This window comes from Pseudoalteromonas atlantica (genome assembly GCA_007988745.1).
Lineage (GTDB): Bacteria > Pseudomonadota > Gammaproteobacteria > Enterobacterales > Alteromonadaceae > Pseudoalteromonas > Pseudoalteromonas atlantica.
In genome coordinates this window covers 12471-29181 of the sequence record BJUT01000017.1, presented here as the reverse complement: position 1 = coordinate 29181, position 16711 = coordinate 12471, and the positions used below count along the sequence as shown (strand labels likewise).

9 protein-coding genes are annotated in these 16711 nt (G+C 42.1%); 1 reads left to right on the top strand and 8 read right to left on the bottom strand.

Annotated features, from left to right (window positions below):
• Positions 1–272: 272 nt before the first annotated feature.
• The 7 genes from recD to PAT01_RS09255 form a co-directional block, all read right to left on the bottom strand.
• Positions 273–2231: an exodeoxyribonuclease V subunit alpha gene (gene recD / locus PAT01_RS09285; RefSeq protein WP_138579709.1), complete on the bottom strand. Its 1959-nt coding sequence runs from the start codon at positions 2229–2231 to the stop codon at positions 273–275.
• Positions 2228–5791 carry an exodeoxyribonuclease V subunit beta gene (gene recB, locus PAT01_RS09280; protein ID WP_154945381.1) on the bottom strand — a complete coding sequence of 1188 codons (3564 nt, stop codon included), beginning with the start codon at positions 5789–5791 and terminating at the stop codon, positions 2228–2230. The genes recD and recB overlap by 4 nt, the downstream gene beginning before the upstream one ends.
• Positions 5778–9071, bottom strand: coding sequence for an exodeoxyribonuclease V subunit gamma (gene recC / locus PAT01_RS09275; protein ID WP_138579707.1), 3294 nt, complete (start codon positions 9069–9071; stop codon positions 5778–5780). The genes recB and recC overlap by 14 nt, the downstream gene beginning before the upstream one ends.
• 160 nt (positions 9072–9231) lie before the next feature.
• Positions 9232–10293: an alkaline phosphatase D family protein gene (locus PAT01_RS09270; RefSeq protein ID WP_138579706.1), complete on the bottom strand. Its 1062-nt coding sequence runs from the start codon at positions 10291–10293 to the stop codon at positions 9232–9234.
• Positions 10290–11417 (bottom strand): alkaline phosphatase family protein, encoded by a 1128-nt coding sequence (locus PAT01_RS09265; RefSeq protein WP_138579705.1) that lies wholly within the window; start codon positions 11415–11417, stop codon positions 10290–10292. Before PAT01_RS09265 ends, PAT01_RS09270 begins: the two co-directional genes overlap by 4 nt.
• 86 nt (positions 11418–11503) lie before the next feature.
• On the bottom strand, positions 11504–13777 hold the full coding sequence (locus PAT01_RS09260) for a TonB-dependent receptor domain-containing protein (RefSeq protein WP_138579704.1): 2274 nt from the start codon (positions 13775–13777) through the stop codon (positions 11504–11506).
• A gap of 196 nt (positions 13778–13973) precedes the next feature.
• The gene (locus PAT01_RS09255; protein ID WP_096739789.1) at positions 13974–15017 is read right to left on the bottom strand and encodes an alkene reductase; all 1044 of its coding nucleotides are present in this window, start codon (positions 15015–15017) and stop codon (positions 13974–13976) included.
• Positions 15018–15385: 368 nt separating this feature from the next.
• Here PAT01_RS09255 and PAT01_RS09250 point away from each other — a divergent pair, with 368 nt between their 5' ends.
• Positions 15386–15778 (top strand): DUF2750 domain-containing protein, encoded by a 393-nt coding sequence (locus PAT01_RS09250; RefSeq protein WP_004588808.1) that lies wholly within the window; start codon positions 15386–15388, stop codon positions 15776–15778.
• A gap of 55 nt (positions 15779–15833) precedes the next feature.
• Here PAT01_RS09250 and PAT01_RS09245 read toward each other — a convergent pair whose 3' ends face one another.
• Positions 15834–16703, bottom strand: a complete 870-nt coding sequence (locus PAT01_RS09245) for an alpha/beta fold hydrolase (protein ID WP_154945380.1) — start codon at positions 16701–16703, stop codon at positions 15834–15836.
• Positions 16704–16711 lie beyond the last annotated feature (8 nt).

Sequence of the window (16711 nt, the reverse complement as noted above, 5' to 3'; positions counted from 1 at the left end):
GCTTTTAAAAATCACCAAAGTTATAATTTATCGTAACCCCTTTTTTCTAAGTTAATTATAATTCGTTAGTAGCTGCGCTTATAACCAAACCAATCATTACTACAGTATTTTTGAATGATTTTAAGCCCATCAAACTGTTATGAAGATTAAAGTATAGAAGTCGCTATTTTTCTGATTCCGAGAAACATTAAATTTACTACTACATTTTTTAAAGCATTAACCCACATTATAAAAGGTAATTAGAATAAATAATCATCAGTAAAGTAAGTTAACTACTTTAGTCTTTCATACAACCCTGAGGCTCTTGATACGCTTTTGCTCATGGCCAATTGCAGTACTTTTTTATCGGCCACCAGCTCAAAGGTGTTTTTAGCACGTGTTATTCCTGTGTACACCAGCTGCCTATTTACACCCATACTGGCGTGTTTAAGCGGCGGTAAAACCATAGCCGTATAACTAAACTCCGAGCCCTGCGATTTATGTATGGTCATTACATACACTTTATCGTGAGCAGGCAGGCGCGCAGGTGAAAACGCCCGAACCGTGTTTTGCTCATCAATAAATAACGCTTTTAACTGCCCGCTTTCATCGGGCATTAAAATACCAATATCCCCATTAAACAACTTAAGTTGATAATCGTTTTGGCTCACCATAATAGGCATACCACTGTAATGGCGCTGGTTGGGGCTTACCGATATTAACCCTTGCTGCACAAGTGCGCGTTCAATGCGGCTGTTTAAGCTATTTACGCCGTAATCACCCTCACGCACGGCGGCTAATAATTGATATTGAGAAAACGCCGCGTGAACATCTGCAACACTAGCCCCTTGTGCAATTAAATTTAAATAATGAGCGTAATGCTTAGCAGCACTGTTTATTAATTTTTCTATGGGTTTTGCAACAAAGTCATAATCTAAAATAACATCGTTAAATTGCCCTTGTGTGCTTTGTTGCTCTACGTATTTTAAAATACCGTTATGGTTAGTATTAACCGCCAGCGCAAGCTGGCCAATGCCACTTTGTGCATCAAATCGGTAGCTGTGTTGTAAAAATGCAATGCAATCGGCTAGTTTAAATTCGCTATGTCCAGGCGCCGCTAATTTAGCCTCTCCTTTAAAACATAAAGTATTGAGCTCATCACATCGTGCTTGCGAGTAATTAGGCGTTTCACCCAATGCTAACCCTTGGCATAAGTCACTCATTACACTGCCGGTATCTACCGAGGCAAGTTGGTCTTTATCGCCAAGCAATATTAAACGCGCATGCGCAGGCAGTGCTTCTATTAATTTAGCCATGAGTGATAAATCAACCATGCTGGCTTCATCAATAATAAGTACATCTAAATGCAGCGGATTGGTGCTGTTATGCTTAAATTTATTAGTAAAGGGTTTAACCCCTAGAAGCCGGTGAATGGTTTGCGCACTATCGGGAATTAAGGCCTTTATATCCTCAGGAATATTTTTAAGTTGCTCTTTTGCACCTAAAATTGATTCACTTAAACGGGCTGCCGCTTTACCTGTAGGCGCCACCAGTTTAATGCTTAAAGGTGCACTTTTATAAAGCGACTGTAAAATAGCTAATAGCTTAGTCACGGTGGTGGTTTTACCTGTCCCTGGCCCGCCCGTAATAACGCTAAAGCCTTTTGTTGCGGCAATAGCACAAGCTACTTTTTGCCAATCAATCGCAAGCGCTGAGTTATCAACAAAGTAGTCATTTAATAATTGGCTGAGTAACTGGGTATTTATATTTAAATGGCGCTCACTCATCGCAAGTAAACGTGTAGCTAAGGTGTGCTCATAATCAGCTAGGCGCGCAAAATAAAGCCGTTCGTTAAATAACTGTAAGGGTTTGGCCTCGCCCACACTGTTATGGGCACTTAAACAGCTAAGCGCATCGAGGTAGTTAAAAGCTTCGTTAAAAGGCGATGTAATATTTGGTACATTGCCCTCGGTTTTAGTAAAGTCGCTTTGGCGTAAATTAAACGGGTTTTGCCAGTCGACTTCTTTTAATGTTAAACAGCTATGCTGGCTTTGCTGTGCTAAACACAGCAATAACACTATATAAAACACGTCGTTTTGCTGGTTATCGCACAGCATTAAGGCAAGCTTTACATCTACCATTCTTATGCGTTTTTCATCTAATAAGTAGTCAAGCAGCTCCACCGTATTTAACGGTTGGGCAGGTGCTGGCGGCTCATCAAACAGGCTTTGCTGCATAGGGTAGTCACTCATAACATGGCTCCTTGGCTAAATAAGCCATCTAATAGTGTGATTTGCTCTGCGCTAAGCTTATTAAAATACACCCCTTTGCCCGCCGGCATGCCGCGTAAAAACGTATAATAAACCCCGCCTAAGTGGGTTTCTATTGCATAATCACTAATGCGTTGTTTGAGTAATCGGTGCAGCGCAACGCTATAAATTAAATACTGTAAATGATACTGATGGCTATTCATGGCTTGCTCTAGCAGGTCGCTTTCATAATCAGCGGGCGTATTGCCTAAGTAATTAGACTTATAATCTAAAATATAATACTTCCCTTGATAGCAAAAAATTAAATCTATAAATCCCTTTAACAGGCCTTTTACATGAGCAAACTCGAGTTTGCTTTGGGTAAAACCAAAATGCTTAACCAGTATTTCGTTTAATTGAGGCGCGCTTAAACTATCTAAAGGTAAATTAAATTCCATTTCGACTAGGCAATCTGTCGGGGCTAATTGGCTTAAGCTTAATCCCTCATTGTTTAAGGGGCAGGTTAACGAATCAAGCACCCATTGCTCGGTCACGTGTTGCCAGCTTTCGCTAATATGGTATTTATCCAGCGCATGTTTAACTACCTCTGCTAAATTTTGCTCTGGATTTGTAGGGTGTACTTGCGCACTGGTAAAGTCTATTTGCTCAAATATTTCATGCAAACAGCTTCCAGGCTTCGCCCCCTTGGGGAAACTGTAAGGCGATGGTATTTCATCTTGGCTGTTAGCAAATTCATCTTTTTCATGATCTTCATCGCTGCGCCCAGGCTCAATATGATCGGTGTGCTTTTTAAAGCTCAGCGCGCTAAAGCTGGTTGCTCGCCAATCTCGCTCTATGTTGGCTGTAACCGTATTAACTCTTAACGCTTGGCTTTGCTGCACTGCGCTATTAAGTGTTAATTGGCCTTGTTCGGCCAATTGCTCAGCCGTAAATTGCTGATAATGCATTTCGGTGTGAGCGTCGCAAAATTCATTTAAGTGGGTGCGCCACGTTTGGCTACTTGTAAGCTCAAGCCCTGCAAATAACACATGCCCTAATGCACTACTTTGTATAGCCAAACGGCTACTTTGCCCTTGCCCTATGTTATACACCCCAAGTGCACAAAAATGTACCGCGCGGGTAAGGGCAACATAAAGTAAGCGTAAGTCTTCAGCTAGGCGTTCTTGCTCGGCTTGTGCTAAGGCGTCTTCGTTTTTACTTAAATCGTAAACTAGCTGGCCGTTTTGGTGATAAAGCGCTTCTTTAGTTTCGCGATAGCCACTGGCAAAAGGCATAAATACCAGCGGATACTCGAGCCCTTTTGAGGCATGCATAGTCACAATTTTAACTAAGTTGGCGTCACTCTCTAGGCGTACTTGCACGGTTTCGCCATCTTGCTGGCTAACCTTTTGTGCAAACCAACGCAGCAAGCGCAAAGTGCCTTCTAGCTCTATTTGCTTTTGCTGCAGTATTTCACCTAAGTGTCTAAAGTCGGTTAACCAGCGCTCAACGTTATAGCCAAGTCCTTGCCACTTAGCGCTCAGCTGATTATGGCTTAACAAACGCTCAAGCATCGCCATTGCGCCTTGCTTGTTCCAAATATGGCTAAGTTGAGCAAAAAAGTTTAAGTGCTCTTGCCATTTATTTTCATCATCAGCAAGGGCGTAAATTTCGTTGTAGCTTAAACAAAATAACGGCCCAGCTAATACGCCGCGCAGTAATGACTCGTTATATTGCCCATGCAATGCCGTTAAAAAGTTAAGTAAATGGTGGCTAAGCTCTTGGCTAAAAACACTGTCGCGCGATAAATACACGCTAGCAATATTGGCATTGCTCAGTGCTTTTTTCATTATTTGCGCTTCTACACGGTCGCGCACCAATATACAAATATCGGCAGCGGTCACCTTATGCTTACCAATGCACGCTCGCCCTTGCTCGGCTTGCTCAAGCAATGTCACTATTTTATTGGCAAAATAGCTGGCCAAATGCCCTTGCCCAACGCCTTTGCTGGTGGGTTTGTTTTTTTCATCTGCAGCTTCATCTACAAATACATTAAATTCAAACGCGGTGGCAGGTTTGCCATCTATTGTAAATGTTTCATCGGCTTTTTTGCCTTTTGCTGCTACTGCGTTAAACGGTATGGCATCGTTATAAATAAAGCTATTGGCATGTTTAGAAAACAAACTGTTCACACTGCTTACTATATCGGTGCTTGAGCGAAAATTGGTACCTAAAGTAAATTGCTGCTCAGGCTCTACCGACTCTTTTGCGCCAATATAGGTAAAAATATCAGCGCCCCTAAAGCCATAAATAGCCTGTTTTGGGTCGCCTATCATGGCAAGCGTCGTTTTTTCTTGGCCGTATATTTTGCTAAAAATTCCGTACTGAATCGGATCGGTATCTTGAAACTCATCAATCATGGCAACAGGAAATAGCTGCGCTATTTTTTGCGATAAAGCCTCGCCCTGCTCGGCATTTAAAGCACTGTGTAAATTAGTCAGTAAATCATCTGGGGTGATCACACTTTGCTCTTGCTTGCGTTTTACAATTGCCTGTTTAACCCACCGAGCTGCGGTTTGTACAACAGCAATTTTAAGACCCTGATTAATTTTAGTATTAAGTGCACTGAGCTCATCAAACAGGCTAAGCAGAGGGTGGCTAAATAATGGCTGATTTTTTTTATAATTACTGGCATCACTTAGGTTTTCGCTGCTCCACACCTCAAACGAGTATTTATTGGTGCCAAATTCAAAAAATAACTCATCACCTAAACAAAATCCTTCAAGGGCCGTTAAACTACCTTTTCGCCCAGGTGTTTTAGAGCCACTTAAACCCGAGCCCTTTATTGCAGCTATAAACTCTTGCTCCAGCACTGCTTTTTTGAAAGCGGGTACTTTAGCAATGTACTCATCCCGAGCTTTAAATACGTCATCTAAGTTTATTTGCGGCACTATATTCGCATTGGCTTTATTTAGCACACTACTAACTTGGCTAAATAGCGATTCAGGGGCTGCAAACACCTCTAAAATAGCATCAGTGCGTTCTTTATTAAGTGGGTATACAAAGGCGCGCCAAAAATCCTTAATTGTGTCGAGCAGTATATCACGCTCATCTAAAATAAATTCAAGATTAAAAGCAACGCCCGATTCAAACGCATGCTGCTTTAACATGCGTTGGCAAAAACCATGAATGGTAAATATAGCGGCTTCGTCCATAGATTTAGCGGCGGCATCGAGTAAATCAAAGGCGCGGTGTTTATCATCTACTGCGGCTATTACACCTTCTATTAATTCATCATTTGGGTTTTGGCCAAGTAATGCATCGCGCGCAGCAATAATACGGCTGCGTACGCGGTCTTTAATTTCTTGCGTAGCGGCATCGGTAAAGGTAACCACAAGTATTTGCTCAACGCTTAACGGGGTGTTTATCTCCCCTGGTATTTGCAAGCCTAATAAATAACGTAAATAAAGCCCGGTAATGGTGTAGGTTTTACCCGTACCCGCACTGGCTTCTATTAAACTTTGCCCTTTTAACGGCATTGTTAGCGGATTAAGCGCTTGCATGGTCACTCTCCTTTGCATGTGCATGTAATGGGGAGAGTAATTTTTCGCTCCACTTAATAAACTCTTCTTGGCAGTCATTGAGCGATTGCACCGTTAAACGAATATACGGGTTTTCGCCCTCGCCGCGCCCTATGTATTGTGGGTTAAACTTGCTAATGGCTTTGCCAATATCGCCACCACTTTTAACGTATTCATAGCCACTTACCGGATAAAATGCCACAGGCTCTTTGCGCAAGGCTTGGTATAGTGAAAACCAATCACTGAGCAAGGCATCAGCCTCATTTTTACTCAGCGGTGCAAAGCTAATTTGCTTATCGAGCCCCAGTAAAAGGGTTTCAACATTTTGCTCCATACTTTGTGCAACAAGGTGATATATAAAGCCCTTAATTAAATCTTTGGCCTTTATACTGGCACTTCGGTAAAACACTTGTTTTTGAAGGTAAATATGATTAAGCCAGCCCTCAATGGTGGTGTTCTCTATGCGTAAAGACACCTCAAGCGGGTCGGTTTTGCCGCTTTTAATATGCTCTTTTACTTGCCCGGCTAGTGCATCTACTCGGTGCGCCATGCTCTCATACACTAAATTGCCCACATTGGCTTGTGGCAGCTCCCCCCGTTGCAATATTTGCTCTGTACTTAAAGGTTGCTCATTAATGTTAGCTTGCAGTATTTCGTCTAAATAAAAGTAGCGGCGCAGCGCATCTAGGCTAAAAGGCTCTTCATCTTTTGCTACTTCGTTAAATTCAGGAAGGCGTAAACCTAATGTTTGCTGGTAAAAGCTCTCTTGGGCGTTGCACACACTGCGAATAAATACATCAAGCTCTAATTGCGCGGGCGCTGTTACATCAATGGCTGTTAGCGGCTGCGCGTCTATGCGCTCGCTTGGCAGCCAAATAGGATTAAAACTGTGATTACTCAGTTTTTCATCAGCTGCTGTGTAATACGCACGATTAAAAGGCTGTAAGTGCTGTTGATTAATTAAACACTCAGGCAGCGTTTTTTCGCTTTCATTTGCTAACGTAAAGCTGCGGCCTATGTACTCTAAAAGCTCGCTTACTAAGGTCGATGGCATACGCGGTTGATTGTCAAAACACGAGCGGCCAATGTAACTTATGTATAAATTTTCGCGGGCACTCAGGAGGGCTTCTAAAAATAAGTAACGATCATCTAATTTACGTGAACGGTCACCTTTTTGTTTTTTAGAATACGGCACTAAGTCAAACCCTATTGGCTGCACCGTACGTGGGTAATCGGCATCGTTTAAGCCAAGCATACACACCACTTTAAACGGCACGGCGCGCATAGGCATTAGTGTACAAAAGTTAACTTGCCCCACTAAAAAGCGCTGCCCTACCCCTTTTTCTTGAATGCCTTGTTTTATCAGGTAGCTTACAATTCGTTGCGATACATGTTTATCGTAATCACCATTATCGTGGTGCTTTTTAAGCTCCTCTAAAACATTTTGCAGTACCAGTAAATCCCAGCTGTCTTCGCCTTCATTGAAATAAATAGCATTTATTAGCTCAGATAAAATATCCGCTTTATTGCTAAGGGTATCATCAGGGGTTAGCTCATCTTTAAAGCGCTGCAGTACATCAATAAAATGCACCAATTTATTAAGGGTATCAAGCGCCATGCCCTCTACTTCATCGGCACTATAAATGCCGTTAAACGGGCATTGCTCATCGCGCTGGGCTATGCCTAGCAGTAAACGGTTTAAACCATGCTGCCAGGTATTTAAATCTATTGCGGGTAAGTCAAAGCTGCTTTTGTGCTCAGCATTTATACCCCATTTAACCCCTACACGCTCAAGCCAATATTGAATTTGTTCGTACTCGTGCGCCTCTAGCGCAAATTTTTCGGCAATTTGTGTTACTTGCAATAAATCAAGAATATCCGAAACACCAAAACGCGAAAACGGCAAATTGGCTAAGCTGGCAAACGAGCTCAGCACCGGTTTTTCTTGCTCTATGGCTAAATCGGCCAATGCATAAGGAATAAAGCGACTGGTGTTTTGCGCGCCGCCAAATACCGCTTCAATATACGGGCTGTACGTACCTACATCAGGCATCATTACAATAATGTCTTTAGGAGTGAGCGACGGGTTTTGATTAAACAAAGTAAGTAAATAGTCGTGTAAGCGCTCAACTTCTCTAAGCGGTGTGTGGCAATCGCTTAAAGTAATGCTGGTGTCGCTGTCGCTAATGGGCAATTTGCCCTCATCATTTATAAACCACTGCTTGTTATCGGTAAGTGACTCACCTTTAAATGCCAGTTGGTAAATCTCGCTTTGAATTTGGCCCAGTAAGCTATCGTCAAACGCATCTATAAAGCCATCAATCCAACGCGCATCAAGTTGTACGAGTTGCTCAAAATAGTCGCGCCCTAGTTTTCCCCATGACGATAAAAGCGGGTTACCTATAAAGTAGTATTCTTCATCAGGGTTAGTTTGTTTTTTTTGCTGCGCTTCTAAAAGCGGCATTTTGGCGTATTTGGCATTTATTTTGGCTGCTGTTTTTTCATCAACCACATCGCCCCAATAATGCTCGCTAGGATTAAAAAAGAATAAAAACACCTCTGTTTTTTTGCTCAAGGCTTCAAACACCTCAAGCTGCGAGCTCGCAATCGCCGATATACCAAATAAACTAATGCGCTTAGGTAGTAAGCTATTATCCATATTCTCAAGGGCGGCGAGTAACTGCCCTTGCATATTGGCACGATGAAATTGGCTTTGCCCAAGCGCTTTACTGTGCGCCACCAGCTTTCGCCATAAATCGCTTTGCCACGGGGCAATGCTTACATCAACATCGTCAAGTTCGTCTTGTCCGCTATCCCAAGTGGCAATCCAATGCGGGCGGTACATTAAATATTGGTCGTACACATCGGCAATTTTTTCACACAGGGCAAAGGTTTTTTGCCCGTCTAGATCGCCATCTAAATAGGTTTTTAAGGGCAAATAAAGCGGTTCATCAATACAGCTGGGCAGTATTGCAAATAATTTCCAAGCAAGGTTAGGCTTATTAAATGCCGACTCTTTAGGTACATTGGGCAGTAACTGCTGATATAACTGCCATATAAAGCTCGATGGCAGCGGAAAATCAACCTGCGCGGCTAACCCTAAGTTTTCGCTTAAACCAATTTTTAGCCACTGCGACATACCCGGCGACTGCACTAATACCACTTCTTTATCGAATGGGCTTTGCAGCGGGTTTACTTTTAACAGCTGATTAAACTGAGCCTGCAGCGCTTCCATACGGTTTGATTGAATAATATTGAGCATACAACTGGAGTCCTTACTTGAAGTAAAACCAGTTTAAGATATTTTCATTTATAGGGGTAGCGCAATCAGCAAATTGGCACTAATAAATCAGCGGGTTAGCAGGGAGTTTAAGCGCACAGCGTTAATTTTAATCACTGTGCGTTTTATTGCTCAGGTCATTTTATTTATAAGGGCTAATGCTTGATAAGCTAAATGCGCTTTGCATAATCACTTTACCATCTATTCCTTTAAGCTTAAGTGAGATGGCCGGATCTGCTTGTTGCCAATCTATGCTTAAATCGCCGTAATTTACATTATGGGTGTAATCACCTACACGGTGTTTATTTGGGCTTACGTCTTTCCACTTTTCAGTGAGGCCTGAGCTGGTCATTTCTATTAAAGGGTAATCAAGGTTTTGTTGATACTTTGATATTTCGCCCCAGTGCGTATCGCCACTGATGATAATAACCCCATTCACTTGATGTTTTTTAATTAACGCAAATAAACGGTTACGATCCTCTGGGAAATTAGCCCACGACTCCCACCCTGTAAAATCGGGTAATAACTGCAAGCTTGAGGCAATTAGCTTTATAGCCGCAGGCTTTTTAAGCTCTTGCTCAAGCCATTGCCACTGCGCCTCACCTAGCATAGAAGCGCCTTTCACCTCTGTTGGGCTATACGGGCCTTGGTTATTAAGCTTACGCTTTGTGTAATATTCAAGCTCGCTTACGTGGTTAAGCGCATCACGGTTCCAGCGTAAATCGGGCATTATTACGTGTACGGTTTGCTCATCCTCACCATAAATATACGACGTGTAAATGCCGTCCGTGCGGGTGCGCCTAGGAGAGCTTTTAGGCTCGCCCCAAAAATCGAGCATAATTTGGCGAGATTGCTCTTTATGTGGGTAGTCTTTACCAATATCGTTTTGACCAAAGTCGTGATCGTCCCACATCGCTATGATTGGCGTATTCGCTTTTAGTGTTTTAAAGCCTGGTTTTGCACCTAATTTTTGGTATTTATTGGCAAGTACCGTCATATCGTTGGTGTCGCCGTAAATATTGTCACCTAAAAATATAAATAAATCGCCCTGCTCTTTATTAATGGTGTCAAATATTGGGATGTCTTTATCTTGATGCCCACACGAGCCAAATAAAATTTTTGAAGGGGCTGCCATAGTATTTGCGCTAAACGCTAACCCTAATGCTAATACGGCGTGTGTAATAGGTTTTACTAACTGCTTCATTTTAAAATCTCACTTATTGGCGGTGCCATGTTTGAATTTAGGTGTTTTGGGTTTATACCAAATGCGCTTAAAACAGTGGCTGCAACCTGCGACTGTTTAAGCTCATTTTGTGTTGTAATTAAACCGTGCCCTTTTATTGCAGGGCCAATGGCAGCAAGCCAAATATGCTCAGAGCCGACAATGCCCTCAGGAAATTTATTACCCGCTAAATGCAGCTCGGCCAACGCACGTTTAGAGCTATGATGCTGCCAGTCACTTGCACTGCTTCCGCGGCCGTGGTCGGTGGTAACAATAAGCGTTGTGTTGTTTTTATAGCCCGGTGTAGTTTGAATTGTGCTCCATAAGTCTTTTATAAACGCATCGCTTTGCCTTGCAGATTTTAAATACTGGTCGTAATGGCCATCGTGCGCAAAGTCATCGGTTTCACCTAAGCTAATAACTAATAAGCGCGGCGTTTTTGCCAGCATATACCCTTTGGAAAATCGGTAAGTAAAACTGTCCAAGCGTACGTTTCCCCATGGGCTTGGAATTTCATTTTGCAACGCGTTTAAAAGCTTAGCATCAGCAAATAAATCGTTTTCTATGGGCATAAAACCCGCATTCACATACACGTTACTACGCTGAGTATTCACAATGTAAGGAAATACATCCCAGCTCCCAAACAAAGCGGTTTTACCTTTAAAGTCTGCACGCTCATCTAGGCGCTCTAAAATGGTTTTATTGGCGTTTAATACTTTATTGTTACTATTAATTTTTTCATCTACTTCACCGGTGAGAATTTCGTTATACCCAGGGTATGAAAAATACCAAGGGTTGCTCACCGACATATTAGAGCCCTTTGCTCTATCACCTACAATTACGCCCTTTTTAGCCACATGCTGAGTTAAAAATGGCATGAGTAATTGCTGGCGCTTACTGGCGGTAGGCGCCCAAAATTGCTTATTTAATTGCGTTGGGTTTTTAACAAAATCGGCATTATTAATGAGGTTTTTATCTGCGCCGCTAAACACCTCTTGCCAGCGCACACCATCAAGGGTCACTAGCACTACATTTTGCGCTGCGCTCGCGGTATTGCTGATTAATACAATGATGCTAAATACCGTGGCTTTTATAATTGAGTTCATAACTACTGTGTACCTAATTACTGTGTACCTTTAACAAAAAGCCCATCAAAGATGGGCTTTTAATTATTTACTGTACATTATGGCTATTAAAACGTAGCCGATAACGTCAGTGCTGCTGTACGTGGCGCACCAATAAAGTAAGTGCTGCCATTACCCGTACCACCCGCTAAATAGCTTTTATCGGTAACGTTATAAACAACAAAGGCAACATCAATAGCTTTAAATGGTCCTGCGTTTATATCGGTTGCGTAACCTGCGTTTAAATCAACCACGGTATAGCCATCAACTTCGCCACGCTCACCGGTGTATTTAGCCGATAAACCAAAGCGGAAATCACCGCTAAAGTAATCGGTCGATAGCACAAATAAGTCATCTACTGAGTCTATTACTTTTTCACCGGCTTCAAACCCGGGTGCATCGCCTTTGTACTCTGAGTCATTATTCGTGTACGAGCTATATACACTCCATTGTGGGCTTAGCATGTAACTTGCCGACAGCTCTAAACCTTGCGATTCAATACCCCCTACATTTAAGTAAGAGCCATTTGTACCTATGGTGTAATCAATACCGCCAGTGTCACTACCTGGGGCAATAAACGTAATACGGTTATCAAATTCAATTGAATACGCTGTTGCGGTCAGGTTTAACGCGTTATTTTGATAACGTACACCTAAATCGATGTTTTCAGCGGTTTCAGCTTCAATGGCTGATAAATCAGAGCTGTCGCGCTCAAGTACACCGTCTTTTATGGCTGCAAAGTTTTCGCTATAGCTGGTAAATAGCTCGGTTGAGTTATTTAGCTGATACAAAATACCACCACTAAATAACACATCAGAGTCACTATTAACTTTAGCGGTTGTGGCATTTTGATAATGGTCGTACTTTTCAATATCAACAAGGTACTTTTTAACACCTACGTTAAGCGTGAAATCGCCAAGAGCCATTGAATCCTGCGCGTACCATTTGAGGGTGTCGGTCTCAAAAGTGTTTTTATACTGGGTCCAGTATGGCGTGCTATCAAAGTGGTGGTAAATGCTGGCATTAATTACTTTGTGCCAATCGCGAGACTCGTCACGGTCGCTTTGCTCATACCAAAAACCGGCTTCTATGTCGTGCATGCCAAACGTAGCTTGGTAGTTGGCAGTAACCCCTAAGCGGTCTTTTTTGTAATGCGTATGACGATACGACATTACAGGTATTGCCGTATCATCGTAACATGCTGGGTTTAAACCAGGGCCCGACTCCCACGGCCAGCTTAAACTTGCCGTACAACCTTCGTTTGGTGCCAGTGCGTTACCTGCGCTATCTACAAAACCGTAAGAGCCTGCGTTAGTGCCGCCCTCTGTAGTTGGGTTGCCGTTTTCATCTACTGGAGTTGTTAAATACGGTGGGATCCAATCGCCACGGCCCGAGTTTTTATGATAATAAGGGCTCACTGTAATAAGCGATGTTGACGAAAGTGCATACTCAAACTTTAAATACGCTAACGTATTTTCACGCAGTGTACCCCAGCCCTCAGCAAACATTTGGTCGTAATGTGGAACGCCTGTCCAGTTCCACGTTAGCTGATCCCACTCTGGCGTTTGTTCAAATTGCGCAAGACTTACACTGTTGTAGTTAGTCTCGCTTACATCATCGTAAGATAAACGCCCTGTAATTGTTAAATCAGCAAGCGTTGTTACAAATTTAAGCTCTGCGTGTTGGTTATCTTTTCCGCCATTGCTACCCGAGCCAATCCAGCGGCTAGTATCAGTTTGCGAGTAACTTACATACGCTTGTGTATTATCAAATAAAGTACCCGTTTCGTGCTTAACGTAAAAGCGGGTCGCATCGTGGCTACCCGAGGTGTAAGCAAAAGTGGTGCTGCTATCAAGACTTGGCGCTTTACTTACAAAGTTAAATGTACCGCCTAATGCCTCAAGCGATGCCGATCTAATGTCTGAGGTGCCTTGGCCTACTTCTACAGTGGCTAAATTTTCAGTGTCTAGGTAACGGTTTGCTTTAGCGCCACCACCATAGTTTGAGCCACCGTTAGGAATACCATCAACGGTCATCCCTAATTGCTGTTGGTTTGAGTCAATACTAAAACCACGCATAGTAATTGTGGTAGACCAGTCATCGCCACCAAATGCATCGCCTTCGTTTATGCTAATGCCAGGTAAGTTATCGATAACCGATAACACACTCGAAACCGTTGTTTGTTGATCAAGCATTGCAGGCTCAATCACATTATTTGCGTAACTGGTTGGTTTTGCAGTAACGGTTATTTCTTCTATTTCGTTGTCATTTGCATAAGCTGATGTTGATACAGCCATAGCAATTGCCATGCTCAAAATCGATTTATTAGTTAAAGCGTACATTGTGATCCCGTTTGGTTTTAATTATCTAAAGTAATTATGAAAGCGGGCACAGTATGATTTCGAATTATGACAACAAAAATTAAGTTTATTTACAGGGGTGTTAAAAAAATGTGGGGTTTTTATGGCTTTGTTATGTCATTTGTAAGTCAGCCTAAGCACAAAAACCTAGGCTGATTTATATATAAATACTAATTCATTAGAATAGTTTAGCTAACATCTCGTCACTATAAGCAACAAGCTCTTCATTATTAGCCACTTTACTAATGTAATCTGGATTAGCAATAAATGGACGACCAATCGCAATTAAATCAAACTGGTCATTGTTTATTGCTTGTTTTGCATCATCAAAACTATAGCTACCTACCCCTACAAGGCTGGTTTTAGTGTTAGCGCGCAAATACTGCGAGGTTGTTTTACCTTCTAAAGAGTCAAATTGAGTGCTGTCATCAAAAATACCGCCATGAATGTAAGCCAGTTTTTTGTCATCTAGCTGCGCTAATAAATAATCAAATACCGCTTTATCACGCTTATCTTCTTCCATATTAAAATAAGCACCTGGCGATAACCTAATTGCCGTACGCTCATTACCTACAGCATTAATAACCGCATCGGTCACTTCTATTGCAAAACGCGCCATATTTTCAGGTGTTTGGCCATATTCATCTGTGCGCTCATTTGCAGCGTAATGTAAAAACTGATCAATTAAATAACCATTTGCGCCATGAATTTCTACACCATCAAAACCTGCTTCAATGGCGTTTTCGGCCGCTTTAGCAAAGTCGGCTATCAATGAATTAATATCCTCTTTAGTGGCCGCTTTTGGCGTAATGTATGTCAGCTCACGCATACGTGGTACAGAGCCTTCAACACCAATTGCCGATGGCGCTAATACTTCGCCGTCAAAAAAGTGAGGGTGAGCAACACGGCCAACATGCCAAAGCTGTGCAAACATTTTACCGCCGTTTGCGTGTACGGCGTCGGTTACTTTTTTCCAGCCTTGAATTTGCTCGCTGGTAAATAACCCCGGTGTATTTGGGTAGCCTTGTGCATCTGGGCGAATAATAGTGGCTTCGCTAATAATTAAGCCAGCATCGGCACGGCGCGCATAATATTCGACCATATCTTGCGTAGGTACTAAATTATCATCAGCCATACAACGGGTTAAAGGCGCCATAAAAACGCGATTTTTAAGTTCAAGTGAGTCGTTTAATGTATACGGGGCCAGTAAATCTGTGGTCATTGTTAAATCCTTCATTAAGAGTATGCATATGAGATGCGGCCTTTTTAACAACATTCAAGGGCAATTTTGAATGCTCGCTCAAAATATACTTAGGGAGTACCAAAACAGATCTGAATTACAAAATTAAATAACCTGAACTCTGGTTAAAAGATTTACTAACATATTTTATCATGATGATAGTTAAGCTTATTTTCTCTAGCCAGAGATTTTCAGTAAATTCAACGCAGTTAGCGCTTAAAATAGCTGCTAGAGATAGATTTATTATCCAGAGTTCAGGTTAAATAATAATTTTTCAACACACTGTCACATAACTCGATATACTTGTAACAGTAAAATTCAAATTTGAAGCAATAAAGAGTGAGCCAATTATGACAACTGCAAATGCGACTGAAGAACAAACCGTAATTTTAGGGCTAGGGGCAAAAAAACGACTCGCTTTTATGTTTGAAACCGTACAACAGTACAAACAAGTATGGATTTTAAACGACGATGATGGCTGCGTAATGCTTGCCAACGAAGATGACGACTGTGTACCAGTGTGGCCAACCCGCGATTTTGCACAAGCTTGGGCCACGGGCGAATGGGAAGGCTGTACCCCAAAAGCCATTCCGACTAAAGATTGGTTTAGCCGCTGGACACCCGGCCTTGAAGAAGACGACCTACTTATTGCGGTGTTCCCTACCGAAGAGGACGACGGCACGGTGCTTTTTCCTGATGAATTTGAAAGCCAGTTAAAAATTCCTAAAAAAAGAAAATACTAAGTAGCCAGCATCACGTTATTTAGTTTATAAACGCGGCCTAAAATAGCCGCGTTTTTTATATCTGCTTTCTAAAATTTAAATAAGCCTCGGTTATAGCCTTGGCATCTTCTATTTGTGGGTAGTGCCCAAGTTCAACAAACCCTTGTACGCGCGCATTAGGTATTGTTTTTTTATAGTGCTCAAGCATGTGTTTACCCGATATTGGGTCTTGCTCACCTGTAATAAACGTAAGCGGTATATCGCTATGAATCATTGCCCCAACCCAGCGCTGCTCGTTTTGTTTTCGCTGTGTAATATATTTAATTAGCTTGGGCATCACACGTAAACCCTTGTTGTAAATTAACAACGCCCAAAGGGTATCAATTACCATAGGGGCTGGTGGCGTGTTTTTACCAAAAATAGTGATTAAATTTTTAGCAAACTTTTGTTTGCTCATTAGCTTAGGTACTAGCCAACCAAGTTTTGAAAGTAGCAGCTTTTGGATAAATAAAGGTTTATGTATGTGTGGAAATAACCCGCCATTTAAAAAGCATACACTGTGTATGCGTATGTCGCTTTGAGCAGCAACTTGCCTTGCTAATAGCTCTTGAGCCACGGTATCACCATAATCATGGGCTAATAGGTGTACATTGGTAATATCTAAACGCTTTAAAAATTGCGTGTATGAATCAGCTTGCTCTGTAATGTTATAAGCCGCATTTATTGGCTTATCCGAAAGGCCAAACCCCAGCATATCAAGTGTAATTAAAAAGTAGTGTTTTTTGAGCTCATCCCACATACCTTCCCAGTCCCAGCTTGCACTAGGAAAGCCGTGTATCAAAAGGAGCGCGGGGTTATTAGCATCCCCCGCTGTTTGAGTAAAAATTTGCTGGGCATTTATATCAATAAACTGCCCGCTTGATTGCCACTGCGAAAGCGTATACATAGGCTGCT